Annotated in this window: 25 protein-coding genes; 12 read left to right on the forward strand and 13 right to left on the reverse strand. The window is 60.2% G+C overall.

What is annotated here, in order from left to right:
* The first annotated feature begins 35 nt into the window (after nucleotides 1-35).
* On the forward strand, nucleotides 36-971 hold the full coding sequence (locus tag ACV7GQ_RS01365; RefSeq protein WP_470311768.1) for an ABC transporter ATP-binding protein: 936 nt from the start codon (nucleotides 36-38) through the stop codon (nucleotides 969-971).
* Complete coding sequence (locus ACV7GQ_RS01370) at nucleotides 968-2743, forward strand: ABC transporter permease (protein ID WP_470311769.1); 1776 nt, start codon at nucleotides 968-970, stop codon at nucleotides 2741-2743. The genes ACV7GQ_RS01365 and ACV7GQ_RS01370 overlap by 4 nt, the downstream gene beginning before the upstream one ends.
* On the opposite strand, the gene ACV7GQ_RS01375 is transcribed toward ACV7GQ_RS01370, so the two are convergent.
* Nucleotides 2744-3163, reverse strand: a complete 420-nt coding sequence (locus tag ACV7GQ_RS01375; protein WP_470311770.1) for a helix-turn-helix domain-containing protein — start codon at nucleotides 3161-3163, stop codon at nucleotides 2744-2746.
* Nucleotides 3164-3289: 126 nt separating this feature from the next.
* The gene (locus tag ACV7GQ_RS01380) at nucleotides 3290-4276 is read right to left on the reverse strand and encodes an SDR family oxidoreductase (protein WP_470311771.1); all 987 of its coding nucleotides are present in this window, start codon (nucleotides 4274-4276) and stop codon (nucleotides 3290-3292) included.
* A gap of 115 nt (nucleotides 4277-4391) precedes the next feature.
* Between ACV7GQ_RS01380 and ACV7GQ_RS01385 the strand changes: the two genes are divergently transcribed.
* The 3 genes from ACV7GQ_RS01385 (at nucleotide 4392) to ACV7GQ_RS01395 (ending at nucleotide 6111) form a co-directional block, all read left to right on the forward strand.
* On the forward strand, nucleotides 4392-4664 hold the full coding sequence (locus ACV7GQ_RS01385) for an AbrB/MazE/SpoVT family DNA-binding domain-containing protein (RefSeq protein WP_470311772.1): 273 nt from the start codon (nucleotides 4392-4394) through the stop codon (nucleotides 4662-4664).
* On the forward strand, nucleotides 4657-5118 hold the full coding sequence (locus ACV7GQ_RS01390) for a type II toxin-antitoxin system VapC family toxin (RefSeq protein ID WP_470311773.1): 462 nt from the start codon (nucleotides 4657-4659) through the stop codon (nucleotides 5116-5118). The genes ACV7GQ_RS01385 and ACV7GQ_RS01390 overlap by 8 nt, the downstream gene beginning before the upstream one ends.
* Before the next feature lie 75 nt (nucleotides 5119-5193).
* Complete coding sequence (locus tag ACV7GQ_RS01395) at nucleotides 5194-6111, forward strand: NAD-dependent epimerase/dehydratase family protein (RefSeq protein ID WP_470311774.1); 918 nt, start codon at nucleotides 5194-5196, stop codon at nucleotides 6109-6111.
* A 112-nt stretch (nucleotides 6112-6223) separates the two neighbouring features.
* Here ACV7GQ_RS01395 and ACV7GQ_RS01400 read toward each other — a convergent pair whose 3' ends face one another.
* The 7 genes from ACV7GQ_RS01400 to ACV7GQ_RS01430 all read right to left on the reverse strand — a co-directional run bounded on the left by ACV7GQ_RS01400 (nucleotide 6224) and on the right by ACV7GQ_RS01430 (nucleotide 13056).
* On the reverse strand, nucleotides 6224-6628 hold the full coding sequence (locus tag ACV7GQ_RS01400; protein ID WP_470311775.1) for an HVO_A0114 family putative DNA-binding protein: 405 nt from the start codon (nucleotides 6626-6628) through the stop codon (nucleotides 6224-6226).
* Nucleotides 6629-6649: 21 nt separating this feature from the next.
* The gene (locus tag ACV7GQ_RS01405) at nucleotides 6650-6955 is read right to left on the reverse strand and encodes a toxin-antitoxin system TumE family protein (RefSeq protein ID WP_470311776.1); all 306 of its coding nucleotides are present in this window, start codon (nucleotides 6953-6955) and stop codon (nucleotides 6650-6652) included.
* An 81-nt stretch (nucleotides 6956-7036) separates the two neighbouring features.
* Nucleotides 7037-7834: an SWIM zinc finger family protein gene (locus tag ACV7GQ_RS01410; RefSeq protein WP_470311777.1), complete on the reverse strand. Its 798-nt coding sequence runs from the start codon at nucleotides 7832-7834 to the stop codon at nucleotides 7037-7039.
* Nucleotides 7835-7860: 26 nt separating this feature from the next.
* Nucleotides 7861-8616 (reverse strand): UTP--glucose-1-phosphate uridylyltransferase AglF, encoded by a 756-nt coding sequence (gene aglF, locus ACV7GQ_RS01415; RefSeq protein ID WP_470311778.1) that lies wholly within the window; start codon nucleotides 8614-8616, stop codon nucleotides 7861-7863.
* An 81-nt stretch (nucleotides 8617-8697) separates the two neighbouring features.
* Nucleotides 8698-9270 (reverse strand): metal-dependent hydrolase, encoded by a 573-nt coding sequence (locus ACV7GQ_RS01420; RefSeq protein ID WP_470311779.1) that lies wholly within the window; start codon nucleotides 9268-9270, stop codon nucleotides 8698-8700.
* A 170-nt stretch (nucleotides 9271-9440) separates the two neighbouring features.
* Nucleotides 9441-11783 carry a PGF-pre-PGF domain-containing protein gene (locus tag ACV7GQ_RS01425; protein ID WP_470311780.1) on the reverse strand — a complete coding sequence of 781 codons (2343 nt, stop codon included), beginning with the start codon at nucleotides 11781-11783 and terminating at the stop codon, nucleotides 9441-9443.
* A gap of 181 nt (nucleotides 11784-11964) precedes the next feature.
* Complete coding sequence (locus ACV7GQ_RS01430; RefSeq protein WP_470311781.1) at nucleotides 11965-13056, reverse strand: PGF-CTERM sorting domain-containing protein; 1092 nt, start codon at nucleotides 13054-13056, stop codon at nucleotides 11965-11967.
* Nucleotides 13057-13344: 288 nt separating this feature from the next.
* Between ACV7GQ_RS01430 and ACV7GQ_RS01435 the strand changes: the two genes are divergently transcribed.
* The 5 genes from ACV7GQ_RS01435 to ACV7GQ_RS01455 all read left to right on the forward strand — a co-directional run bounded on the left by ACV7GQ_RS01435 (nucleotide 13345) and on the right by ACV7GQ_RS01455 (nucleotide 18094).
* Nucleotides 13345-13620 carry a DUF8044 family membrane protein gene (locus ACV7GQ_RS01435; RefSeq protein ID WP_470311782.1) on the forward strand — a complete coding sequence of 92 codons (276 nt, stop codon included), beginning with the start codon at nucleotides 13345-13347 and terminating at the stop codon, nucleotides 13618-13620.
* The gene (locus ACV7GQ_RS01440) at nucleotides 13620-14681 is read left to right on the forward strand and encodes a DUF4350 domain-containing protein (RefSeq protein ID WP_470311783.1); all 1062 of its coding nucleotides are present in this window, start codon (nucleotides 13620-13622) and stop codon (nucleotides 14679-14681) included. Before ACV7GQ_RS01435 ends, ACV7GQ_RS01440 begins: the two co-directional genes overlap by 1 nt.
* Entirely contained in the window at nucleotides 14674-15672 is a 999-nt protein-coding gene (locus ACV7GQ_RS01445; RefSeq protein ID WP_470311784.1) for an AAA family ATPase, read from the forward strand. Before ACV7GQ_RS01440 ends, ACV7GQ_RS01445 begins: the two co-directional genes overlap by 8 nt.
* Nucleotides 15673-15748: 76 nt before the next feature.
* A complete protein-coding gene (locus ACV7GQ_RS01450; RefSeq protein WP_470311785.1) occupies nucleotides 15749-16204 on the forward strand; it encodes a TRAM domain-containing protein in 456 nt (151 codons plus the stop codon).
* Nucleotides 16205-16327: 123 nt separating this feature from the next.
* Entirely contained in the window at nucleotides 16328-18094 is a 1767-nt protein-coding gene (locus tag ACV7GQ_RS01455) for a two-component system sensor histidine kinase NtrB (protein ID WP_470311786.1), read from the forward strand.
* A 109-nt stretch (nucleotides 18095-18203) separates the two neighbouring features.
* Here ACV7GQ_RS01455 and ACV7GQ_RS01460 read toward each other — a convergent pair whose 3' ends face one another.
* The 4 genes from ACV7GQ_RS01460 to ACV7GQ_RS01475 form a co-directional block, all read right to left on the reverse strand.
* Nucleotides 18204-19082, reverse strand: coding sequence for a DUF7982 domain-containing protein (locus tag ACV7GQ_RS01460; RefSeq protein ID WP_470311787.1), 879 nt, complete (start codon nucleotides 19080-19082; stop codon nucleotides 18204-18206).
* 88 nt (nucleotides 19083-19170) lie between these two features.
* A complete protein-coding gene (locus ACV7GQ_RS01465) occupies nucleotides 19171-19329 on the reverse strand; it encodes a hypothetical protein (protein WP_470311788.1) in 159 nt (52 codons plus the stop codon).
* A 59-nt stretch (nucleotides 19330-19388) separates the two neighbouring features.
* Nucleotides 19389-19937, reverse strand: a complete 549-nt coding sequence (locus ACV7GQ_RS01470) for a DUF8163 family membrane protein (protein ID WP_470311789.1) — start codon at nucleotides 19935-19937, stop codon at nucleotides 19389-19391.
* Nucleotides 19934-20959, reverse strand: a complete 1026-nt coding sequence (locus ACV7GQ_RS01475) for a DUF58 domain-containing protein (protein ID WP_470311790.1) — start codon at nucleotides 20957-20959, stop codon at nucleotides 19934-19936. Before ACV7GQ_RS01475 ends, ACV7GQ_RS01470 begins: the two co-directional genes overlap by 4 nt.
* Nucleotides 20960-21562: 603 nt before the next feature.
* Between ACV7GQ_RS01475 and ACV7GQ_RS01480 the strand changes: the two genes are divergently transcribed.
* Nucleotides 21563-23617 carry a hypothetical protein gene (locus ACV7GQ_RS01480; RefSeq protein WP_470311791.1) on the forward strand — a complete coding sequence of 685 codons (2055 nt, stop codon included), beginning with the start codon at nucleotides 21563-21565 and terminating at the stop codon, nucleotides 23615-23617.
* A gap of 50 nt (nucleotides 23618-23667) precedes the next feature.
* Nucleotides 23668-24711, forward strand: coding sequence for a DUF1616 domain-containing protein (locus ACV7GQ_RS01485; protein ID WP_470311792.1), 1044 nt, complete (start codon nucleotides 23668-23670; stop codon nucleotides 24709-24711).
* The last annotated feature ends 492 nt before the right edge of the window (nucleotides 24712-25203 follow it).

Raw genomic sequence — 25203 nt, forward strand, 5'->3', positions numbered from 1 at the left:
TTTATTACCTCCACAAGTATCAGCTCAGAAATACGATGCCCTCCATCGAGACACACGGCCTGACGAAACGCTACGGCGGTGATATCGTCGCCGTCGACGATCTCGATTTCACGGTCGAGTCAGGGGAAGTGTTCGGCTTTCTCGGCCCAAACGGGGCTGGGAAGTCCACGACGATCAACATGCTCCTCGACTTCGTCCGCCCGACGTCGGGCGAGAGTTGCGTCCTCGGCTACGACCCACAGACGAACCCGCGCGCCGTCCGGGAACGTATTGGTGTCCTCCCCGAAGCGACGGGGTTCTACGACGGGGACACGGCCCGTGACCACCTGCGATTCGCGACGGCGATGAAACGGACGAACGACGACCCGGATACCCTCCTCGAACGAGTGGGGCTCACCGATGCCGCCGACCGACCGGTGGGTGGCTTCTCGAAGGGCATGCGCCAGCGACTCGGCTTGGCCATCGCTCTCGTCGGCACACCAGACTTACTGATTCTGGACGAACCACTCGGTGGGTTGGATCCAGCGGGGGCTCGCCTCCTCCGTGAGGTGGTCCGGGAAGAACGCAATCGTGGGGCAGCCGTCTTCTTCTCGAGTCACATCATGGCCCAGGTGGAGACGATTTGTGACAGGGTGGGGGTCATGCACGACGGCCATCTCGTCGCGGTCGATACGATCGACGCACTCTACGCGGCGTCGGCGACGCCAGCCACAGTCTCGCTGTCGGTTGAGACGGTCCCGCAGGGCATTACGGACCGACTCGCAGCGATCAGTGGTGTTTCGGACGCAACGCTACAGAACGGATCGATCCGCATCACGTGTACCGAACCAGCAGCCAAAGCCGACGCGATCGCTCGGCTCGACGAACACGGCGTCCCTATTCGTGACATCACCACCGAGGCGGCATCACTGGAAGAGATGTTCCTGACGATCACCGATGACTCGGCCGCGGAGGGTGTAAACCGCGTATGAGTCGCGTCGCCACGATTGCTCGCGATGACGTCCGCCGGGCGTTTCGCAGTCGCCTCGTGTGGGGCGCGATCGGTCTCCTCGGGGTGATGTTCCTGCCGTCCACGGGGTCGAGTGCAACGCCAGATATCCATCCAATTAGCGAGTATCTGCTCCTCCTGCCGGCGGACCTGATGACGTTCTCGCTCGTGGTCGTCGCCGCCGTCGGCTACAGTGCCGTCGTCACCGAGCGTGTTGCCGGCACACTCCGCTTTGTCCTCGGCTTGCCGGCGACGAGACGGGATTTCGTCCTCGGCAAACTCTGCTCCCGGGTCGGGATCGCCGTGACGGCACTGGCCGTGATCCTCGCCATTGCGAACGGCCTCGTCTACCAGGGCTACGGCAGTCCGTACCTGCTCCCGTTCTGGGTGATGGGTGGCTGGATGCTCGCCTACGTCGTGGTCTGGAGTGCGATAACGGTCGGCTATTCGGCCGCATTCGACTCACCGTATCGCACACTCGGCGCACTCGTCGTGACCCACGTCGTATTTAGCTTCAACTTCGGCGTGTGGAGTGTCGTCATCCGGCCGCTGTTCGCACTCTTGTTCACTGGGTCACTCGATCCGCCGTCCTACGAGACGTTGGCCACCGCGCCGCTATGGTTGCGCATTACGGAGCGTCTCAATCCCCTCGTCGACTTCTGGGCTGCGATGCGCTGGTCGGTCGAGTTCGTCGGCCCGGGGTCGCCGACTGGCGGGCCACTCCCGCACGTGCTGGGGACGGTGGTCTTTCTGTCGTTCGGGCTCTTCCCGCTCGTGTTCGGCATGCGCCGGTTCGAACGCATGGATCTCGGCGGTGACCACGCCGAGTCGCACATCGGCAGGCAGATCTGGCGCTCACTGTGGCGTCTCCGGACATCTGTCACGGGCAGTGGGATACTCCCTCGTGTCCGGCCACGATCGAGTCGTATCTGGCGGCTCACGATCGCGGATCTCCGGCATGCACTCCAGAACTGGGTTGTTGCAGGCGCACTCGTCGCCACGCTCTTGCTCACGGCCCCAGCCCTCTGGGGTGCTATCGACCCGAGTACAGTCTTCACCGACACAGAGGTTCTCACTCGGATTCCCTACTCGTTCACGCTCCCCGTTCTGGTTCTCGGCATCGCCGTCGGGCATAACGCAATTGTCGGGGAACGCGTGTCCGGGACCAGTCGCTTCCTTCTCGGACTGCCGGTGACGCGGCGTGAGCTCGTCGTCGGCAAACTCCTCTCGCGAGTCGGCATCGTCGTCGCGACGCTGCAGCCACTCCTGGTTGTCGCCGAGGCACTCGTCGTGACGCGGCTCGGGCAGGCGTATCCCGGTGCGTTTCTCGTGTGGGCCGGCTGGACACTGCTGTACGCCACCGTGTGGACTGTCGTGACCGTGAGTTGCTCTGCAGCAGTCTCGACACGGTATCGGTCACTCGCCCTGGTAGTCGCCCTGTATCTCGTCTTCGCCAGACTGTGGGACGAACTCGTGTTGCCAGCAGTGGCCTTCGTCGTCACCGGCCAGTTCGCAACTGGGGAGTTTGCGCAGGCTGCGCACCCGCCAGCGTGGTTCCAGTATGCCGACCATCTGAGTCCGTTTGTCGCCCTCGACACCATCCGCGAGGCACTCTTCGAGGCAACCGGATACGGCACGCAGCATACGGCAGTGGTCGTCCCGCTGGTGCTGTACAGCATGGCCGTCCTGCTCCTGTTTGCAGGCGGGCTGTTCGCGATCGGAGCGCGACGATTCGACCGGTGTGACCTCAGCTAGTCACGTTTCAACTCGAAACTCGTCCATCACCGCGCGGACGATTGTCGCTTCTGCTTTCTGGATATGCTCGCTCGCTGTCGGCGCGACACAGTCGAGTTCGGCGGCTACGTCTTCGTGGGTTGCCCCGCGAGGCTGTGTATAGTAGCCGAGTTCGAGCGCGGCCTCGACCGCTTCACGCTGTCTATCGCTGAGCTGGACCAGTGGATCGTCGGTGTGACTCTCGATCCGACCGATTTCGTCTATCTGGATGTCGACGCCGTCGGGGGCGGCGTCAAGGGCGCGCTGGAGCGCTGTCGCGTCGCCGACAACGCGAGCCGACATCGTCCTGTCGCGGTAGACAATCGGTTTGCGGACGAGTATGCCGTCTTGTGCACTCGCTCGATAGATGGCAGCGAACAGTGGCGTCTCGAGCGGCCGCATTACAGCGGCAGCGAGGCGAAAGCCCATCCGTTTACGGGTGGCATGAAGCCGATAACTGGGAATCTATCCACGCTCGTAGCCACGGCTGGGGTTGGATGCTTGCATAACAGGTTATATACCGACTCTTCAGGATTGCCGCACGAGCGGTTCGTACCACTCGCGGTTGGCCTCGTACCAGTCGATGAACTTCGAGACCCCCTCTCGGATGGTGTGGCTCGCCTCGTAGTTGAGCAGTTCGCTCGCTTTCGACGTGTCGGCGTGCGTATGCTCGGCGTCGGCGTCGTGGCGCTCTTCGAAGACGAGGTCTAACTCCGGGGCCAACTGGTCGCGAATCTCCTCTGCCAGTGTCTTGATCTCGATGTTGTCCGTCGACCCGATATTGACGGCTTCGCCATCGGCGGCGTCCTCCTCTAAGAGGGTGATGTTCGCCTCGACGACGTCGTCGATGAACGTGAAGTCCCGCGTCTGGGTGCCGTCGCCGTAGATGATGGGCGGTTCGCCGTTCATACATCGGGAGACGAAGTTCGAGATGGCCATGTTCGGGCGCATCCGCGGACCGTACACCGTGAAGTACCGCAACGCCACCACGGGGAAATCGTACACCTCGCCGTAGGCACAGGCGTACCGTTCGGCCGAGAGCTTCGACGCGCCGTAGGGTGAGACGGGCGTCGTCGGGTGTTCCTCGTCGTAGGGGAGATACCGGGGGATACCGTACACCGACGACGAGGAGGCCATCACGAACCGCTCGATGCCTTCGTCGCGGCAGGCGTCGAGGATGTTGAGCGTACCGTCGGCGTTGACCTCGTGGTACTTCCGTGGGTTCTCGACGCTCGGGCGGACGCCGGCCTGTGCGGCCTGATGGTAGACATAGTCGGCGTCGGTGACGAGCTCTTGGACTAAATCGGCGTCGCGTACGTCACCCTCGACGAGTTCGTAGTTCCCGCCGCCGTCTTCGGCGGCCTCGCGGCCGGTCTCGACGTTGTGGTGCTTGATGTCGAGGTCGTAGAACGGGTCGAAGTTGTCGAGGACGGTGACCGAGTGACCATCACGGGCGAACCGCTCGGCGAGGTTACCGCCGATGAAGCCCGCACCGCCGGTGACGAGGATGTTCATTGCTTGAGTCGGGTCCGGCGACGGAGAAAAAACCGTCGGGTTCCACTTATACCTGTATGCGAAGTCGACGGCAGGACGGCGAAAGCATTACTTCGCTCCCACTGAAAGTGGGAATATGGTTACCGTCGATTCGAAGGGGCGAATCGTGCTCCCGAAAGAAATTCGCGATCGGCTCGGTATCGACCCTGGTACCGCGGTCGAGATCCACGAAGACGATGGCCGTGTGGTCATCGAGCGAGAAGACGACCCCGAACAGATTCTCGATGACATAAAGACGCTCTCCGAACACGCTGCTTCGAAGCGAAAGCAGTCGCCGTACAACGAGCTTAATTCGATAGCCCGCAACCACGTTGACTCTATTCGAGAGCAGGCGATTGACGATGAGTGACGGGCCATACCTGTTTGATGTGGGCGTGACGGCGCTTGCACATGCTGGGACTCCAGTCAGTGATACAGCACTTTCGTACGTTCGACAGGCAGTTACTGGCGAGATTTCTGCTGTCGTACCGTACGCTTCGCTCGTTGGTGCCCACCACATACTCAATTCAGTCTATGGGTTTTCTAACGAGGATGCCTCAGCACTCATGCAACGATTTATGGACGCCAAACGGATTCACTGGCACGACGGACTACCTGAGGACACCGTTCGAACGGGATTCGAGCGGGCAGGTGCACTGAACATCGACGGCTGGGATGGATACTACGTACAGGTTGCAGTCGAAGAAGGTGTCGAGACGATACTTACACTAGACAACGACTTCGACCGAATCGACGGTATCTCTACCGAGATTATTCTCTCCGATTCGGAGTTCGAAGCGCTTGATGCATATCTCGGATACTGATTCGCAGGTCAGGCCGAGTCCCACCTACACGACCCAATCAACAGAAACTTGTCACACCGGATTCCCTCGTTGCGTATGGACGGACAACGCGTGCTGGTTACTGGTGGTGGCGGATTCATCGGCTCGAATCTCGCGAACACGCTCGCTGTCGACAACGATGTCATCGTCGTCGATGACGGCTATCTCGGCACGCCCGAGAACGTCGACGACGCGGTCGAGTACGTCGAACGGAGCGTCGTTGAGGACGACCTGCCCACGGACGTCGACGTCGTCTTTCACCTCGCGGCGCTGTCGTCGTACGCGATGCACGAGGACAACCCGACTCACGGCGCTCGCGTCAACGTCGAAGGGTTCGTCAACACGGTCGAACAGGCTCGCGACGATGGCTGTGACACGGTCGTCTACGCCTCGACCTCCTCGATCTACGGCAGCCAGACCGAGCCCTCGCCCGAGGACATGGACGTGACCGTCAACACGGGGTACGAGGCGTCGAAGATGGCCCGTGAAACCTACGCCGAGTACTTCCACAATCACTACGACATCTCGCTGGCCGGGATGCGCTTCTTCTCGGTGTATCAGGGCTACGGCGGCGCCGAGGAGCACAAGGGCGAGTACGCGAACGTCATCGCGCAGTTCGCCGACGACATGGCCAACGGTGAAGCGCCGGTATTGTACGGCGACGGCACCCAGACGCGGGACTTCACCCACGTCGAGGACATCGTCCGCGGGCTCGAACAGGCCGCCGACCACGAGCTGCACGGTATCTACAACCTCGGGACCGGCGAAGCCTACGACTTCCGCACCGTCGTCGACATGCTCAACGACGAACTCGGGACCGATATCGACCCGGAGTTCGTCGAGAACCCCATCCCCGACGACGTGTACGTCCACGACACCTGTGGCGACTACGCGAAGATGCACGCCGCCACTGGCTGGGAACCGCAGATCTCCTTCGAAGGGGGGATTCAGCGAGTTTGCGAGCCGTATAACTGAGTTAACTCCGAGAAAACGTATTGACTACGTGTTGTCACGGTTAAAAATACAGTCCGACCACAGAACAGACCACCAGTAGCCCTGTTGAAAGACACCCAAGGACTAGAACAGACTACGGTGCAGCAGAACCTGTCTCCCTGTGTCTTTCTGTGAACGGAATATCTATTTCGAGACCGTCATAGGCCAACATCGGTTTTTTCGCCTGCCCTGGTCCGCCGCCCTGGAATTCGATGACGCCGATGTCCGCGAGCTCGGAGAGATTCCGGTGGACCTGTTTGTAGTCACGATCCACCAGTTCAGCAGCTTTGCGGATGCTCTCGGGTTCGTGTTCAGAGAGTGCGTCCAACAGTTCCAGGTTCTTCGGGCTGAGGAGGCGATTGAGTTCAGCGTACGAACCGAAGTTCAGCACAGGCTGAGCGTCCTCAAGGTTTTCGCCTTCCTGAGCGGCTTTGATTCGACTGCGTGTGTGCTGATCGAGGCGGTCACGGTTTCCAACGGTTACTTTGAGCGTGGACATAGTGTCTCTCCTGAGGGCATCCTACGTTGACCAATTCCATGAGACGGGCGACAACTCTTCGGCTTCCTGTTTGAAGCGGTCGTAGAGCGTGAGCATTCCGGGAAACTTGATGACCTCGACGTCATCCCGAGTATGGCGTTCGTGTCCTTTTGTCCGTTCATGAGCGTTATCGTATCGAAGGAGTGTATCACCACCGACTTTCCCAAGGTGGAGGCTGTAATCCCACCCACACGGGTACTGGTCGTCCTCCGTCTGTCGGATGGTGACAGCAACGACGTAGCCGTCTTCGACATCCCGCCAGTCTTCCACCGTAGTGTAGGACGCCATCCGCTACCCTATGGTATCTGCTCCATAGGAATAAACCTATGGACTGTACAACATAGGTCTTGGTTTTGTAATTATCGTGAGTTAGTTGCCGGTGAGCGTATCAACCGCTTCCTGATACCGCTTAGCGTACGGTCCGATCGCGTCGCCAGCCCGTTCGGACAGGACTGCAATCGCTTCCTGGCGTTCCTCATCACCTAAATCGGCTGCTTGCACGCACTCGACGTAGCCGTCCAGTGCAGTCTGAAACGTTCGGGCGTAGTGATCGTAGGCGGCGTCGATCCGATTCTCGTTGGCTTCGATTCCCTCAGCAAGGGCGCGATAGATGGTCGCGGCCTCGCGATAGCGACCGCGTGACCGGTACTGGTCGGCCTGCTCGAAGAAGTGCGAGAAGTCGATAGCGTCCGTGACGGCCGGATACTCGACTGTGTGGTCGTCGAACAGTTGGTCGACGTCGGCTCGGTAGTCCTCGACCGACCGTCGCTCGTCGCCGAATCGCGCACGAAACCGGTCACGGAGGTCGGGGTTCCGGGCGAGTTCGTCGAGGAGGAACGACCGGAGTGCATCTGGAGCGGCGTTCTCGAGGCGGTCCTCGATCTGACCACGTTCGTCGTCCGGTGGCTGCTCGGCGACGTCCAACAGAACAGCGACGACGTGCTTGCAGATGCCCGGGCCGTCGTACGGACACGTACAGGTTGCCTCGAACGGCGTCGTGGCCAGGTCGACAGTGACGTCGTAGGACCGCGAACCCTGTACGTCTGCGGTGATCACTTCTCCGAACCGAGTCAGGCGTCCGAGTCGGCCCTCCGTACGGTAGTTCTGGCCACGCTCGAACACCGCCTCCGTACATCGCTCGCGGATCTGAGCCTCGTCGATCGTCATACTGTCTGTCGGCCGATTTCAGCTGCTCACTCGCTTGCCGCGATGTTCTCGGCGGCGAGTTCGGAGTCGACTTCACCCTGGAGACGCTCTTCGGCTTCGTCGCGGTCCTCGGGATAGCCGATGTCGTTGCGCCAGCCGTCCATGCGGATGGCGTCGATGGTTCGGCCCGAATGCAACAGGAGGTCGATAGCGTCGCTGATCTCGTACTCGTCGCGACCAGAAGGCTGGACGAGGTGACAGGCGTGGAAGATAGCCGGCGTGAACGTGTAGAAGCCGGTCATCACCAGATTGGACGGTGGGTCCTCCGGTTTCTCGATGACCTCCGTAATCTCGCCATATTTGTTGGTGTCACAGACGCCGTACCTGCTGGCTTCCTCCCACGGCACCTCCTCGACGAGGAACGCGGCGTCGGCCCGGTCTTCCTGCTGCCGGTTGACAACGTCGCTGAGGTTCGCCTCGAAGATGTTGTCCCCCAGCATCAGCATGAAGTCGTCGTCGACGTGTTCCTCGACGGTCAGCAGCGCGTGGGCGAGGCCCTTCTGTTCACGCTGGTGGGTGTAGGTGATGGGAACGCCCTCGAACTCGTCCTCGTAGTGGTTGATGATGGCCTGTTTCTTGTAGCCGACGACGACGAGCAGTTCGTCGGCACCCAACTCGATCAGTTGCTCGAAACAATGCGTGAGGATGGGCTTTCCGGCGACCTCGACCATCCCCTTCGGTTTGTCCTCGGTGAGTGGGCGGAGGCGGGTCCCTTCACCGGCGGCAAGTACGACAGCTTTCATACAGATTTGTGGTCAGAGCAGCGATAAAACTCTTGTCGAAGCGGCGGGCACGTCGTCGGCATTTCAATCCCGTACAGATACTTATCGACCAGCAAGCGTCGACGCCGCGGCGTTGGCCTGTCGCATACACCATTGGCCCAACACGCGAAGCCCTGGGGCGCCATCGACCAGCCAGAGTACTGTGGCGACGACGAACAGGCCGACCTCGAGAAGGAGGTGTGGCGTAACTTCCGCTGCTGCGAAATGCGCGAGAATCCCAGCCGACTCTTCGTATGGTGGGAGGGGCGTCACGGGCCAGAGGAGATATCCCAGATAGAGGAATTCACCGTCGAAGACGGCATAGATGCCATCACCAGCGAGATGCGAGAGATAGCCGAGTCCGAAGCCAGCCATCGCTGTGCGACCATCGTGGCTATCGAAATGCCACCAGAGCACGACAAGCAGTGGGAGGGCAATCAGTAACGAGTGGGCACCAGCGCGGCCGGATGGCAGCACGCCCAGCGTCCAGCCGAGCGGTTTATCGATGAGGTCCGGAAACTGGGTGCCGACGGCGAGTGGCAGGACTACGCCGGCCGTCGGCCGATGACCATAGCGTGCCCGTAGCCAGAGCGTACACAGGAGGTAGCCGACAGCGGCGTGTCCCCAAGGCCACATGGCTGTGGCCTCGGGTTGAGGAGAAAAGAACGCTCGGGTTCGGACTCACTGGCACACTGGTGCGAGCACACTGCAGAGCGCCTCGTGGCCCTCCGGACCGCTGCTGATTTTCTGGCCTGTGTCTCTCGACATCCGCACGCGAAAAAATAGTGATGTGCCGCAGGTGTCTCTCAGTCGTCGCGACGGGCGGCGAGGAGTGCCGCTGCCACGATTGCGAGCAGGGCTGCCAGTGCAGTGAAGCCTGGCCCGTCGCCCGCGGTGGTCGTCGCAATCTCCTCGGTGGTTTCGTCGGTTGGTTCTGTGGTCTGCTCGGCGGTCGGCGTCGCGTCCTGGGTGACAGTCAGCGTCCCAGCCGACTGGTCGTTCACAGCGATCTCGTAACTGCCAGCTTCGTCGAACGTCACCGAGAGTGTCTCGGTCACGGTCTCGCCGGCACCGACTGTCACATCGGTCGTGTCGATGACCTCCCCGTTAGCGGTCACCTCGAGGATGATGGTTCCCTCGGCACTCCCGCCATTTTCGATAGTCGCGGACACATCTGCCGAGTCACCAACTTGCGTTTCCGTGGCACTCAGGCCCGACTCGGTCACGGTCAGCGACGGTTCGGCGACACCGATTGCGAACCACGAGAAGCCTGGCGTGACCGCCTGGTAGCTGCCATTCCCGAGGTAGGTCGTCTCGAGCGTCTCCCAGGAGCCATCACTGTACCGGAACATCACCACGTTGCTGGGGTCGATGCCACGGTCCTGGAGCCGTTGTTCAGAGACACGGAACGTGAACGTTCCTTCACTGACGTTCGCGTCTTGGAGGTTCTGCACGTCGACCTCAGCGTACCGGAAGACGGTACTCGTCTTGTCAACGGCGGGCGTGCCCGGCGACGGCTGCTCGCTGGTGCTGAAATTAACCCGCACGTTGCTGGCGTTATTCGCACTACTGATGTTCAAGCGTTCGACTGCAGCGCCGTCTTCGTCCTCAGTCTCGTTCTCACCGATATCGACGGTAATCGTCTGGCCACCAGCGACGCTGGGCACCGTAGCCGACAGGGTCCCGTTCGAGCGGATGACTTCTGCCGGTTCGACGAATTCAGGCACGGGTTCTGGAGGTTCGGTAATCGGTTCGTCGTCACTGTCGTCACCATCGTCACCATCGTCACCGTCGCCGCCGTCGTCACCGCCGCCGCCGCCGCCACCACCGGTGGACTCGTCGATAGTCAGCGTTCCCGTATTCGTCGCCATTCTGGACTCGTTGTCGTCAGGCACCGAGACGACGACGTACTGGTACGTCCCCTCGGTGAAGTTCGAGAACGTATCGACGGTCACAGTGGTATCCGTCGCTTCACCGTTGACAGCCGTCACCGACGCATCGATGGTTTCGTACTCAGTGTCCGATGCGCCACCGGCTTTGATGGCGTTCGTGTTCGGGTCGTTTGAGCCGACTTCGTCGGCGAAAAAGTCGATTGCACTAGCGGCATCGACTGGCCGATTGACTCGCCCATCGGCGAGCGTGTTCTGATTGAGCGTCGTTCCCGCCTCGACGTCAGCGATACCGTTGAGTTCGTCGATCGAGTGCTCGAGTTGCATGTCCTCTGACTGGGAGAAGTCGTTCCCGAGCTCTGACTCATCGACGACGACGTCAAACCGTGCATCCTCGAAGGTGGACTTCTTGTAGACTGCGACGGCGTGCGTCATCGACCCATCATCGCCACTGAACGAACTGCCAGCGTCGACGTCGAAGGTTAGGCTCTCTCCTGGCTCGGGGTTAGACGGAGTCCCGACCGTCGCACTGGCTTCCTGCACAGTGAGCATGTCAGCACCAATGACCACGACATCACCGTCGACAGAGATGTCTCCGTCAGTGACCTGGATACCGTTCTCTTTGTCCTGGTGAACTGCTGCAAAGAGCACGTAGTGGCCAGAGCTGAACGTATCCGTGTGCTCGAACGTCCCACCAGTGATCGAACCCGAGTCGACCAGCTTCTTGAACGAGGCATTGTTGTTTGCCTTCTCGACGTTCGAGAGGAGTTCGATGGCCGCCGACGTACTATCGGGTGCACCCTTTCCATCTTCTGGAGTGAGTCGTGCTGCAACGAGGTCGACTCGGTCCTGGGTGCCGACATCATAGTTCGCGTAGTTGTCGTCAAAGACGATTCTGACTGAATCACCACTCTGGTGGACGCCAGCCGGATTTCGCGAGCTGAAATCCCGAACCAACGTTTTCGTGTCCCCACCGTCGTTCCCATCAGTGAATGAACCTGAGTCCAGCGTCTGCCCGTTCACTTCTGCAGGCAGTGGGACCTGTGTTGCGGCACCGGTATCGTCAGTCCTGAGTGGGAACGCTGCTCGTTCCCAGCCTTCGATTTGCCCACCATCGCTCACAGCGAACACTTGGTCGTCCGGAATATTATCAGTTGGATTTTGTACTCCGGACTCCGCGAGCGCAACACCTGATGACCCGACACTGACCATCATTAATACACACATAATGATGGTCAGGTAGTGCCTAATCTCAGTCATATAACTGATTCGTGATGTATCTCTGAATGGTAATGAAACTTCCCATTAAATCAACTAACCTGCATACCAGCAGATGTAAATTATGAGTAACTAGAACGCAGATGGTGCTGAGATACTCACTCCCCACAGCCCCTACCGATATCAGAAGACAGACCCTGTGTTTTGAAAAACTACGGTTTGCCTATCTCCTTCGTTGCAGATACAGTGTGGCAATTATTGAGATGAGCGCTCCAGCGACTGTGAAGCCCGGGCCTGCATCCCCTGTCGTCGACGCAGCTGTTGTTGTCGACCCAGTCGTCACCGTTGATGGGTCGATGACGTTCGAGTCTGTCGTTGATTCGGTCGTGGGTGACGATTGCGTCGGGGACGTCTGGCTGCGTGTCCGAACCGCCGTCGTCGGGCGCTCCGTGGTCGGTGTTGAGTCTGTTGTCACCGTAGATTGGGTCCTGACAGGAGTTTGTGTGCGTGTACTGGTCTCGCCGCCACCGGATGAACCGTCTGACCCAGTGTTCGAGGTAGATGTCGTTGTTTCGGTCGGTGCCGTTGTCCCACCGTCTTCGACCGAGAGCGATGCCGTCTCGCTAACTGCCAGTAACTCGTCTCGTTGCCGAACCTGTTCATCGCCACGGACAGCCACATAGATGTCGTAATCTCCAGTTCCGAGTTCAGATGCTGGTATGGTCGTCGAATACGTGTTTCCGCCACTCTGTTCCATACGGGCCTGCGCGGCGACGCCGTCGTCGGTACCGACGACCACTTTGAGATACTTCAGCGAGGAATGGCGCTCGATGTCACGTTCAGCCACCGTTGCCTCGATTGTCACTCCCTCGTCGGACGCAACTGTGTCCGGTGCAGATACGGCGACATCATACCCTGGGATGACTACTGGGTGGACCGCCTGTGTCGTCCCGTTATCTTGGATTGTTATCGCGTACGTGCCTGCCTGTGCAGGCCCGTAGTAATCAATCGTATGGGAGCTGTCCCCGACCTTTCGCTCGCTGCTGATTATCTGGTTGTCTGGCCCCCGGAAATTGATGTAGTGCCCAAGATCGTTCGGTACATCTGAGGAGACCGTCACTGTCTGATCCGGAGTGATCTGTGTGAGCGAACTGATGGTATATTCTGTACCTTGATAGGTTACTGTCTCCGTCGGCGTGTCCATTGCTGGATCCGCCGAAAGTGCATAGCCCGACGCTGCGAGGCTGGGGGCTGTGAGCAGTCCGATACCGAGCAGAGTGAGAAGGAGGAGGGTAACGGTACGAGGACCAGACATACCCGTAGAGTTCTTCGAGAAGTATTCAACTTTTTTGGCTTGTGTCTTTGCCAGGATGTCTGTCGACGGATGAGGCGCCGAAGCCAGTGGCTACACAGTGCTCTTCCTGGCCGACCATCTCGCCACCAGAGCAGTGCCTTATCGATTGCCGCGTGATCGGCGCGCTAGTGCGTACCGAAGATAGCTGCAGGTCCCTATGGCCACATTGCACGTAGAGGGGGCGAGCCGACTGAAGTATGGTATGCAGGAGTCGATAGCTACAAACCGGTCGCCCCACAGACTCCGGTGATGGCAACACGACGACGGACCCAGTTCGTGACGGCCACGCTCGCCTGGCAGCTCGGGGCCGTACTGGTTCTGGCGCTGCTGGGATCCTTGTCACTCGAGTTGTTCTTCGTCGTCTCACTCATCGGCTTTCTTGTCGTCGTCGAACTCACGGCCCCGTTTGCCGTCACACCAACGTGGCGCCGACGGCTGAAATGGCTCATCGGTGTCGGCCTGCTCGTGTTCGGGTATATCGTCGTCCGTCGTATCCTCGCAATCCTGCCGCCGGGGGTGCTCTGATGCTCGAGGACTACTCGTATCCCCGTCTCCTGTTCGGTGCATTGCTCGCTACGGTCGCAGTAACGCTGCTGGTCGTCGCCGGCACCTCATCGGCGTCGCTCGGTGTGTACAATGACCAGTGGGATGGCACCTCCGAAATCCGGGCGGCTGCCGACACGGCCGGCACAGACACGACAGTGGCCCGTAACGTCAGCCAGTACGGCCAGGCCACTCCCAACCGAACGCTCGCCGTCGTGCTCTCGCCGACAGACGCTTACAGTGAGGGCGACACCGACAGAGTCCGGACGTTCGTCCGGTCTGGAGGGACGCTTCTCGTCGCAGAGGATTACGGCCAACACGGCAACGACCTGCTCGGCGCTGTCGGCGCCGAGGCACGGGTCAACGGGACACCGCTGCGTGACGAACAGCGGGCCGGCCCAAGCCCGGCGTTCCCCCGTGCCCAACCGACGACCAATCATACCTACACTGAGGGTGTCGACGGCCTCATGCTCAATCACGGGACTGTTGTCGACCCCGGCGCGGCGACAGTGCTGGTAAATTCTTCGGCGTTTAGCTATCTGGATACCAATCGGAACGAGGCACTCGACAACACGGAGGTCCTTGCGTCCCGTCCGGTCGTGACCGTCGAATCCGTTGGCTCGGGGACGGTTATCGTCGTCAGTGACCCGAGCATCTTCCTGAATTCCATGCTTGACCGGAGCGATAACGCGGCGTTCCTGACCGCAATCGTTAGCGCTCACGAGAACATCCTCCTCGATATCTCACACAGCAGTTCACTGCCCCCGCTTGTCACACTGCGATTGCTCCTCCAGCAATCCGGCCTCGCCGCGTTCGTCACCGGTTGTCTGTCGATTCTCGCGGTACTCGTCCTGTTCCGGCCTATCGGTGTAGGTGACCGACTGCGAGCGTGGCGACGTGACAGCGTCGATTCCCCGGGCCTGTCGACCGACGACGTCGCCAGAACGGTTCGAGACCAGCACCCTGACTGGGACCCAGAGCGAGTCGAGCGCGTGACAGACAGTTTGATGGCAGACCGACAGAAAGGGGAAACCGATGACTGAGCCCGCCACGCTTGCTGACGATCTCAACGAGGAGGTGTCGACGGTGTTGGTCGGTATGGACGAGCTAGTCGAGCAACTGACGATTTCACTGCTGACGCGGGGTCACGTGCTCTTAGAGGGCGTTCCGGGCGTGGCCAAGACGACGCTTGCAAACACGTTCGCACGGGCGAGCGGGCTCACGTACAACCGGATTCAGATGACGCCGGACATCCTGCCCGCCGACATCACGGGTACCAGCGTCTATCGCGAGCAGACCGGCGAGTTCGAACTGCGGAAGGGCCCCGTGTTCGAGAACGTCGTCGTCGCCGACGAAATCAACCGGGCGACGCCGAAGACCCAGTCTGCGCTACTGGAGGCGATGGCCGAGGGCCACGTCTCCATCGAGGGCGAGACACTGGACCTGCCAGAGCCGTTTCTCGTCATTGCGACCCAGAACCCAATCGAGATGGAGGGCACGTTCGAACTGCCGGAAGCCCAGCGCGACCGCTTCCAGCAGAAGCTGACCGTCGATCTGCCCGATGCCGACATGGAGCGGGACTTGCTCACGCGGTTCGATGGCGCACCGACGATGGGGCCTGCCGATATCAAAGCCGTCGTCTCGCCCGAGGACGTACTGGATGCCCGTGAAGCTGTGACGGCCGTTCATGTCGAAGACGTCGTCCGTGACTATATCCTCGCATTGGTCACCGCTACCCGCGACCACCCTGATACGGCACATGGGGCCTCTCCGCGTGGCTCACTCGCATTGCTCCAGACGGCCAAAGCTCGTGCCGCCATCCGAGGCCGAGAGTACGTCACCAGCGACGACGTCAAGCAACTGGTCGAACCGGTGCTTCGCCATCGGTTGGTGCTCACGACTGACGCTGAACTGAGTGATGTCTCGCCGGCATCGATTATCGACGATATCCGATCGTCAGTCACACCGCCGGAGGGCCAGACGACTGATGCAGATCTGATTGACGAAGATCCGGCAGAGGCAACGACAGAATAGACCGGATTGGGTGCCCTCAGATACTCCCCCGATGGCAAACGAATTTTTCATGATTCTGGAACTGTGAGCCAGTACAATGGCGCAAATTCCGAACTCGCTTCGTCTCTTGTTCGACGGCTCAATCGAGAAAGAGGACGGGCGCTACGTTATCCCGATTCCGGCCGATTTCGTCGAGAACGGCTCGCTGTCGGCAGAAGAGATGTACCGCATTGCCCTTTTGGAAGACCAGCAGGAGCAGTCGACACCAACCGATGCGGCGGCGGCTCAAACCTCCACGACGACTCACCCAGAGAGTGACCCATCCGGCGGAACATCGTCACAGGTACCGGACCCACCAGTGAGTGAAGGGGAAACGCGATCCGTGACGATCGATACCCTCGGTGACCAGGGTGACGGTATCGCGAAAGTCGAGCGTGGCTTCATCCTTATCGTTCCGGAGACCCAACCTGGCGATCAGGCTGAAGTCGAGATTACGGACGTCCGCGAGAACGTGGCCTTTGCCGAGCTCATTGGCGACCCAACGGTTCGGTAGGTCTGTTTGCGATTGGCTGAATCGGAGTAACCAGACAGCACTCTGTAGCGCGCAACTACAGTACATACATTTCTGATAGAGGGTCAAACTATTCAAAGCTCGAACACATGGTCGAAATAAAGTATGTCTATCTCTGGCGACACGACCACAACCTCAATCCATATTCTGCATGTCGATGACGACCCTGATTTTCCCGATATCACGGCGGAGTTCTTACAGCGTCTCGACGAACGGTTCACGATCGAGACGGCAACAAGCCCAGAAGACGGACTGGCGTATCTCACTGACAACGATGTCGACTGTGTCGTCTCTGATTACGAGATGCCTCACCTGGATGGGCTGGAGTTTCTAGAGCGGGTACGCGAAACGCATCCGAACCTCCCATTCATTCTGTTTACTGGCAAAGGGAGCGAAGCAGTTGCCAGCGACGCAATCTCCGCCGGCGTCACCAACTATATCCAAAAGTCTGGCGGGACCGAACAGTACGAATTACTGGCCAAGAACGTTAGCGATGCAGTCGAGAAGCAACGCGCACAGGCCCAACGTGATCGCTGGATTGAGGCCGTCAGGACGGCTAACGAAGGCATCGCAATTGTCGACGCCGACGGCCGGTACGTCGACATGAACGAAGCCTACGCAGAACACTACGGGGTAGAGCCAACTGAACTCGCCGGTGAGCCATGGACGACGACCGTTCCGGAAGCCGAAGCCGACCGACTCGCTACCGATGTCTTTCCCGAGCTTGGAGAGACGGCTAAATGGTCCGGGGAGGCGGTCGGGAAGCGTATCGACGGCACAGAATATCCGAAAACCCTCTCACTATCGACGCTCGATGACGGTGGACACGTCTGTGTCATTCGGGATATCTCGACGCTAACCGGCCGTGAGAAGCAACTCCGCCGCCAGAGTGCCAAGCTAGACGTCCTCTTCGAGAACTCGCCGGACATGATTCTCATCCATGACCCGGATGGCAAACTGGTCGACGTCAACCAGAACTTCTGTGAGAAATTGGGATACTCGAAGGACGGACTACTCGGGAAGTACGTCTGGGACTTCGACCAGACCGTCGATCCGAATGGCTCCAGATCCCTCTGGCGAGAGATGTCTGTCGGTGACATTCGCAAGGTCGAGGGCGTGTTTCAGCGGAAGGACGGGATGACCTTCCCTGCACAGATTCACCTCGCAAGGGTACGGATAGATGGTGCCGACCGATTCTTCGTCATCTGCCGGGATATTTCCGCGCAAAAAGCGTACGAACAACGACTCGAACGAAAGAACGAGCGGCTCGAAGAGTTCGCCAATATCGTCAGCCACGACCTCAGAAACCCTCTGAGTGTCGCCGAGGGGCATCTCGAACTCGAACGGCAAGACCGAGAGAGTGAGCACCTAGATACGATTGACCGATCGCTCAGTCGAATGCGACAGCTGATCGACGACATCCTCATGTTTGCTCGCCAGGGACGAAGCGTCGACGAGGTCGAATCGTTATCGCTGGATAGGCTGGCACACGGTTGCTGGGAAACCGTCGCGACAAGCACTGCCTCGCTGGAGTGTGAAACCGGGCTGAGCGTGGATGGTGACGAATCCCGCGTCAAGCAACTGCTGGAGAACGTCTTTCGGAACGCCGTCGACCACGGCGGCGACGATGTCCAACTCACCGTCGGCACACTCGAACACGAAGACGGATTCTACATCGCCGACGATGGCCCGGGCATCTCGCCGGACAAGCGGGACAAAATCTTCGAATCAGGCTACTCCACGGCCGAGAGCGGGACTGGGTTCGGACTCGCGATTGTCCGAGAAATCGTGGAGGCCCATGACTGGTCCGTCCATGTCACCGATAGCGACACGGGTGGCGCACGGTTCGAGATCGTGACCGACGGCCAGTGAGTATTCGGCACAACCACGGCTGCGGAGAGGATTCAGAGACACAGTCTGACGCTTTGTGGGCCTGTTCCCAGTAGATACTTCAGTGGTAGTGCCGGTTCTAGTGGCTGTCCTATCGGGACCTGTCCTCGCCCCACCGACAGGTCACGAGATAATCCGAACGGTCGTCCTCGGCCGCTGTAACATCTACCGAGATCGGCTCGTCAAGCCCACGTGCGAGGCCGACTGCCAGCAACGACGCCACCGGATGGTCGAACCGGTCGACGCGCCCATAGACACTGCCGTCGACTGCAACGGTCACACGCTTAGACGCCGTGTCGACCTCCGGTGTCGCAGACCGTGCGAGCTCGAACTGCTCGACGATGGCGTCCGTCAGTTGGTCGGCTATCTCGGCAGGCGTCTCAGCCAATGAGCCGGTCAGTGCGTCGTCGACGGCGGTGAACAGGCGCTGCCCGCTCGGTTCGAGTGCCAACCCACGCGTCTCCCCGTCGTCCGGAACGACGACTGTGTGCGTGAGTTCCTCTCCGTCGGGCAGCACTCCGGTGTCGTGCTGTGGCACGAATAGCCGAACGCCACGTTCGGACGTGGGCGTCGGCACGTAGCACCGTCGGGTTGACAGCCCGAGTTCGTCCGCAATCGCGGCTTCGTTATCTGCCAGCGACGCATAGACATCGCGACCGACGTCGGCCGAGACGAACTGTTCAGGTGTGAGATAGTAGGTCAGCAAGCCACCAAACAGGCCAATGGCACCGAGCGCGAACAGCACGTCACCGGCACTGGAGACGAAGATGCCCCCGACGACGGCGAGCGTGCCGAGCAGACCGAGGCCGACAGCCGTTCGCCGGTATTGTGTCTGTTTTGCCTGCGTGTAGGACGCACGGAGTTGCTGATTCTCCTCGCGGAGCACCTCGAGCTGTGTGCGTAACTCCTCGCGGGAGCGTGCGTCCTCTTGGGAGTCGTCGTCGGGTTGACGTGGGTCGGTCGTACTCATTGGTGTCGCGGGAATCGTGTCGTTGGTTCATGCCTGCTGGCTGTGGTCAGATTACTGTACCGTTTCTCTATGCCGGTCGTCGGCGGTCTCAGATTTCCTCGAGCGAGTCGAAGCCACTCCAGCAGTCACAGTCGAGGTCGTCGATAGCAGTGACTTCATCGGGAAGCGACGAAATCGGCATTCCATCCGCGAAGTTGTCACAGTCCTCCGTATGGATTGAGAAGTCCTCGCTCGACATCACAGGCATACGTGTTCGTGGCGGGCACCGCTCAAAAATCTCTGGTTCAGGGTTAGATATGCTTCCGGTCAGGACCGTGCTTCCTCTTTTTGATCCGTGAGATGCCCCAGTTCGAGGAGCAGGTATCGGTGCAGCAGGTACGACACGAGCCCGAGACCGAGAAGCAGTCCGATGGCTGCCGCGAGGAGTCCCGTGGTCTGTGCGAGGACCAGTGCCCCAGTCCCAGCCACGAGAGCAACGGCGACCAGTACGACCCCATCGATAGCTGTACGACTCCCGATTACGATATCGACCACAAGGACTCCCAGCAGTGCAGCCTCACCCGGCAGCACTGCAGTGAGGCCGGCATCGGCAGGCGACAGCGCAACCAGCGCAAACTGCCCGATTCCGACGGTCACGATCGGGGGGAAGACGAGCCAGCTCGTCGCGACGACGGCCCAGGCGACGACCCCCCAGAGCCCGCCCAGCAACCAGAACGTGGCGAGGATGGGTAGCAACGCCACAGCACTGATCCAGCCTTGGGTCGTGCCCCATCGTGAGTCCTGGACGCGGCGCTGCGGTGTGGTGGCCTGACTCGCCGACGATTCCGTACGTGACTCGTCCGGTGTCGCCGTCACTGCTCGGCCCTCCGTCGTCGCTGGCCGGCCGACAACACGCTCGCAAGTCGGTCGCTGGGGCCGACCTCGAACGCACTGACGCGGGCCAGCGAAGCGAGTTCCCGACGGAACGTCTCGAACTCGGTATAGCGACGATATGCGTCGTCGAGGTCGGTCAGTGTCTGTGGTTCATACAGGACAGTCGGCGTCAGGAAGACGACCACCTGGCCGTTGCCCCGCTGGGCGATCTTTACGGCTTCCCGAAGCTCCGTCCGGTGGCTGTCATCCGTGATGATGACCGTACGAACGGTGCCGTCGAGTCGAGCCGAGGCCGTTCGTAAAGCGCCGAACAGGGGTTGGTCGGCGATTCGCTGCACGTAGGTGTCGGCCGCCTCGAAGAACGGCCGCAGTTTCTGCTCGAACGGACTCTCGCCGTCGAGGCGGTCCGCCGTTCGTCTGGCACGTGCCGGGTTGACTAAACCTGTCGCCGGACGATTGTTTGTCGCCGTCGTCGGCTCGAGAGCGCGACCCCGTTCTGCGATCGTGCGGTACTGACTGTCGGCAGTACTCGGTTCGAACGTCTCGGTCAGCCCATCATCCCCGACGCCGTACCACCCGAGCGGGTCACCCAGTTCCTGTGCACTGTCGATAAGTGCCAGCGCCACCTGCCGGGCGAAATCGAGTTTCGTCTCGCCCTGCCGGCCCGCCGTCATGGTGGCGCGATGGTCGACGACCAGCAGCGTCTCCAGATCGGTTTCGGCCTCGAACTCGCGGATGTGTGGTTCATCGAGGCGTGCGGTTGCCTTCCAGTCGATCTGTTGGACGCTGTCGCCGGGGATGTACTGTCTGACCTCCGCTGGCGTGAGCCCACTGCCGGTCTGGCCGGCGTCGTGTTCACCAAAGCCGGCGGCGATTCGGTCGCCGCCTTCGCCGACGTGGATGTCGCGGGGGGCACGCGGCTCGACGGTTACAGACGGTTGGGTACCAATAGCCGTCGTCTGTTCGAACAACCCCAGTGAATCAGTCAGCGTAACGATCGGCACACCGAACTCGAAGGAGCCTGCGACCGGCCATGAGACATCGAACGTGGTTGTGGTCGTTTGCTCGCCTGCGGCGAGCTCACACGAGGCCGGCGTGGCCGTGGCGCCCGTCGGCGGCGCCGTGGTGACACGCAGGTCGACACGGCTGGGGTGGCTTGCCTCTACGGCGAGTGTCCCCACCGTCGTCTCTTCGGCGGTGACACGAGTTCTGTCGAGCCGTTGGGCAACTGCAAGGCTATCGACAGTCTCGCTGACCCCACGGACGAACCGATACTGTCTGACGAGCAGCCACGCACCGATACTCCCAGCCCCCACCAGCACCACTGGGCGAGTCAGGATTCCTGCCCACAGTGTGAGCAGACCGGCGACTGCCACTGTCGTCCAGTATCGGCGCGTTACCTGCATCTACTCGTGCGACGGGAGAACGAAAGTTAAGTTGTGGGGGACTGATGGCGTCTGTGGACCGGACGCAGGTACGTCGACAGTGCGGACCTGATCACTTGCCGCCGGCGTGTGACTATTTTCTTCGAACACGACCAGTGCTGCAGAGTTACTGTCTGGAGTACAAAAGGTGGGTTTTTGATGCCTGACTGCCAGTGAGCGAGTGTGCAACGGACGGGGTTCAGTATCGGTGTCGTCACCATGCTGGTGGTGTTGCTGATCGTTGGGCTCGCCACCCCAGCACTCGCTGTGTCCGGGCCCACGCAACTGGGGGCTGCCCCACTCGCACAGCAGGCGACGCCAACCCCGACGAACAATACGACGGTCCAGCACGAGCGTCCCGACGACGTTTCTGCGGACGGCGATTCACAGCAGGTGAGTCAGTGGCTCGAAGGACAACTCGCTGACCGTCTCGAAGAGAGTTCCATCGAACTCTCGCAGGGCCAGTACGAGCAAGCTCAAGGCCGGCTCGGGGACGAGTACGACTCCCGACTCGAGCAGTACGTCGACGTCGCCGGTGAGACAGAGAACAATGCAGACGATCGAACGGCTGAATCGTTCCGAGAGTCACAGGAACAGCAGCAGTCCTACACAAACGCCACCCAGTCCTATCGAGAGACCTACCAAGAGTACCAGCAAGCACGCGAACAAGGCAACACCTCCGCTGCTCGTGGGGCCGCTCGTGAGTTGGAAGCCATCTCTGACCGCGTGAGCACGCTCAACGAATCACTGAATCGCAATTACGAGACCATTACGAACCAGACCGGGGCTGATACCGGGACGGCACAGCAGTCGATTTCGAATACCACACAGAACATTACGACACAGCAGGCAACCGTCCGCAGCCAGACGTTCGTCGAAACGCGACTGGCCGTCGAGACGAACGGTTCGACTGTTGCGTTTGACGCGCCGATGGCGATTACGGGCCAGCTGCAGACTGCAAACGGGACTGTGATCGCGAACGAGACGATTCAGATTGGTGTGTTCAATCGAACCTACGCGGCCCAGACCGACCAGAACGGAACATTTTCGGTTCAGTATCGGCCTGTCTCGCTACCGGTCAACGCCACGATGGTCGCCGTCCGGTACGTGCCTGACAGTGGATCACCATACCTCGGCACAGCTGAGAACGTCTCCGTCGACGTTCGGCAGGTTTCGCCGTCACTCGACGTCTCACTTTCACGGTCAGAGGCTAGGTACGGCGACCGCGTTGAGACACATATCGTCGCGACAGCCGATGGCCGGCCTGTTCCATCGCTTCTTCTAATTTCGACACTCGGGGATATTCGTATCACTACCGAGACGAATCAGACCGGTCAAGCCGGAGTTGAACAGCCGGTCCCAGCAGCGGTCCCAGCTGGTGACCAGCCAGTCCGCGTTGCACGCGTACGTGCGAACCGCGCCATCGGTCCCGCGACCGTGCGTGAGCCTATAACGATCACCAGTACGGACACCCTCCTGACTGTCAGCGCTAACCAGAGTGATGATAATGTGACGGTCCGCGGGCAATTACGGACTGCTGATGGGCAAGGGCTCGCCGAACGGTCGGTGACGATCGCCGTCGGGGAGACTGTTCGGTCGGTGGACACCGATCGACGTGGCCGGTACCGACTTCGCCTACGTAACGTGTCTACGTCGGCGGTGGCCAACCAGTCGGCGGTTCCAGTGACTGCCCGATTCGATGGGTCAGGAACGAACCTCGCCGACAGTCGAGTGAAGACGACTATCGCTGTCGCTCTGTCCGATGGTGAGAACTCGTTCCCGTCACTACAACTCGTGTTGGGTGTCATTATAGCCGTACTCGGGTTTGGCGGTGTCTTTGTGTGGGTTCGTCGTGAGACTGTTGGCGATACCGTCGCATCGGCAGGCGACCCAACCGGTCCAACGGCGACGGACTCTGATGGTGCCAGCCAGGCACACTCTCTCGTTGACCGTGCACGGTCGGCCCTCGCTAACGATGATGCCGAGCACGCTGCGATGGCCGCTTATGCCGCCGTGCGAACGCGAGTCCAACACGAGACCGGCCTGCCTGACTCACTGACCCACCGTGAGTTCCTCGCAGCTTGTGAGCAAGAGGCCACGGTTGATGTTTCGACTCTTTCCACGCTCGCTGATGCGTACGAACGTGCGACGTTTGCCGGAGCGATCACGACGGATGCAGCCAGCAGTGCGGTCGAGGCGGCGACGGCAGTGGTATCCAGCGACGACAATCACGAGTGAGTATCGACTAACCGCGACTTTTTTGTCAGGTACTCACTTCCTACCTGTAGATGCCGCTCCGACGGGACCTCTGGGTATTGCTTCCACGCCCAGTCCGTCGGTTACCGGCCGACCTCGCCGCCGTCGTTGTTCTCCTCCTGATTAGTAATTTCGCTGTCTTCCTACCGGTCGTACGTGATACGCCGATTCGAGTCGCCGTCGCCTTACCGCTCACACTGTTCGTGCCGGGCTATGCCTTGATTGCGGCACTGTTTCCTGAGGCTGGCGAATCACCGGCTGACGACCAAGAAGCCGACACAACCGGTGCGTCCGATGACGCCGAGGGTGCCGACGCCGGTATCGACGGGATCGAACGTGTCGCGCTATCCTTCGGATTGAGTATTGCCGTCGTCCCGCTCATCGGCCTCGTATTGAACTTCACGCCGTGGGGCATCCGGCTCGTCCCCATCATGCTGTCCGTCAGCGGGGTCACACTCGCACTGACCGCCGTCGCCGCCGCACGCCGCTGGGCACTGCCGCCTGATGAGCGATTCGCAGTTCCCTATCGGCAGTGGATACAGGATAGCAAGGCGGAACTGCTCAACCCAGAGTCACAGACCGACGCCGTGTTGAACGTCGTGTTAGTCCTGAGTGTCTTGCTGGCGGTCAGCAGTGTTGGCTACGCCGTCGCCGTCCCGAAACAGGGCGAGTCCTTCACCGAATTCTACGTCCTAACTGAGAACGAAACCGGCGAGCTCGTCGCCGACGGCTACCCCACCGAGTTCGAACGGGGCGAGAGTCGTGAGCTGGTCGTCGGCATCGGGAACAACGAATACGAGTCGACGGACTATACGGTGGTGGTCGAGATGCAGCGGGTCGACATCGTCGACAACGAGACGGTCATCCGTGAGGCCACGGAGTTGCGTCGGTTCCGGACGACGGTGGCTCACAACGAGACCTGGCACCGACAGCACACGGTCACGCCTCGCATGACTGGCGAGCGACTCCGGTTACAGTATCTGTTGTATCGCGGTGATCCGGGTACATCGGTAAACCGGTCAGCAGCTTATCGGGAACTGCATCTCTGGGTGAACGTGACCTCCCAGACCGGGTGAACAGAACGTTCTGTGATCGGCCATACACGTAGCGCGAGCCCCCTCGTGTCTACACACCAACCCGGATATGATTGTCAGCGCTCACTCCCGCCTGATAGAGATTCATCCGGACTCACCGACATGGGGCTATCAGAAGCCTCGCGCCCTGACTACGACGCATGCACTCCCCCGTTCACAAATCGTTCACACTCACTGTGCGTGAAAGCGCGAACAATCCGTGCCTGAGGGGTACGTTTGTACCCTGCATCCACTCCATCACTACTGTCCAGTATCTTATCTGTTCCTCGCTCGTCGTGGCATGTTCTGGAGTAATCAAACGCTCTCAGCCCCTCTATAGACGTATATGGTCTATTTCACTGAACGTTCTGTGAGGAACAATTTGTGAGCTATGTCAGAAGCCACATATATCCACCTAACTCCCTCACTGAGCGGTCTCCCTACGTTTCTCAACGTATCCGTCAGCCGAGATAGCCAATCCGTAGCGATGCAAGG

The organism is Haloarcula sp. MBLA0163 (assembly GCF_055632435.1).

Bases quoted from the DNA above. Each gene is read 5' to 3' on its own strand.
- ACV7GQ_RS01365 (WP_470311768.1), top strand. From the start codon at position 36: ATGCCCTCCATCGAGACACACGGCCTGACGAAACGCTACGGCGGTGAT.
- ACV7GQ_RS01370 (WP_470311769.1), top strand. From the start codon at position 968: ATGAGTCGCGTCGCCACGATTGCTCGCGATGACGTCCGCCGGGCGTTT.
- ACV7GQ_RS01375 (WP_470311770.1), bottom strand. From the start codon at position 3,163: ATGCGGCCGCTCGAGACGCCACTGTTCGCTGCCATCTATCGAGCGAGT.
- ACV7GQ_RS01380 (WP_470311771.1), bottom strand. From the start codon at position 4,276: ATGAACATCCTCGTCACCGGCGGTGCGGGCTTCATCGGCGGTAACCTC.
- ACV7GQ_RS01385 (WP_470311772.1), top strand. From the start codon at position 4,392: ATGGTTACCGTCGATTCGAAGGGGCGAATCGTGCTCCCGAAAGAAATT.
- ACV7GQ_RS01390 (WP_470311773.1), top strand. From the start codon at position 4,657: ATGAGTGACGGGCCATACCTGTTTGATGTGGGCGTGACGGCGCTTGCA.
- ACV7GQ_RS01395 (WP_470311774.1), top strand. From the start codon at position 5,194: ATGGACGGACAACGCGTGCTGGTTACTGGTGGTGGCGGATTCATCGGC.
- ACV7GQ_RS01400 (WP_470311775.1), bottom strand. From the start codon at position 6,628: ATGTCCACGCTCAAAGTAACCGTTGGAAACCGTGACCGCCTCGATCAG.
- ACV7GQ_RS01405 (WP_470311776.1), bottom strand. From the start codon at position 6,955: ATGGCGTCCTACACTACGGTGGAAGACTGGCGGGATGTCGAAGACGGC.
- ACV7GQ_RS01410 (WP_470311777.1), bottom strand. From the start codon at position 7,834: ATGACGATCGACGAGGCTCAGATCCGCGAGCGATGTACGGAGGCGGTG.
- aglF (WP_470311778.1), bottom strand. From the start codon at position 8,616: ATGAAAGCTGTCGTACTTGCCGCCGGTGAAGGGACCCGCCTCCGCCCA.
- ACV7GQ_RS01420 (WP_470311779.1), bottom strand. From the start codon at position 9,270: ATGTGGCCTTGGGGACACGCCGCTGTCGGCTACCTCCTGTGTACGCTC.
- ACV7GQ_RS01425 (WP_470311780.1), bottom strand. From the start codon at position 11,783: ATGACTGAGATTAGGCACTACCTGACCATCATTATGTGTGTATTAATG.
- ACV7GQ_RS01430 (WP_470311781.1), bottom strand. From the start codon at position 13,056: ATGTCTGGTCCTCGTACCGTTACCCTCCTCCTTCTCACTCTGCTCGGT.
- ACV7GQ_RS01435 (WP_470311782.1), top strand. From the start codon at position 13,345: ATGGCAACACGACGACGGACCCAGTTCGTGACGGCCACGCTCGCCTGG.
- ACV7GQ_RS01440 (WP_470311783.1), top strand. From the start codon at position 13,620: ATGCTCGAGGACTACTCGTATCCCCGTCTCCTGTTCGGTGCATTGCTC.
- ACV7GQ_RS01445 (WP_470311784.1), top strand. From the start codon at position 14,674: ATGACTGAGCCCGCCACGCTTGCTGACGATCTCAACGAGGAGGTGTCG.
- ACV7GQ_RS01450 (WP_470311785.1), top strand. From the start codon at position 15,749: ATGGCGCAAATTCCGAACTCGCTTCGTCTCTTGTTCGACGGCTCAATC.
- ACV7GQ_RS01455 (WP_470311786.1), top strand. From the start codon at position 16,328: ATGTCTATCTCTGGCGACACGACCACAACCTCAATCCATATTCTGCAT.
- ACV7GQ_RS01460 (WP_470311787.1), bottom strand. From the start codon at position 19,082: ATGAGTACGACCGACCCACGTCAACCCGACGACGACTCCCAAGAGGAC.
- ACV7GQ_RS01465 (WP_470311788.1), bottom strand. From the start codon at position 19,329: ATGCCTGTGATGTCGAGCGAGGACTTCTCAATCCATACGGAGGACTGT.
- ACV7GQ_RS01485 (WP_470311792.1), top strand. From the start codon at position 23,668: ATGCCGCTCCGACGGGACCTCTGGGTATTGCTTCCACGCCCAGTCCGT.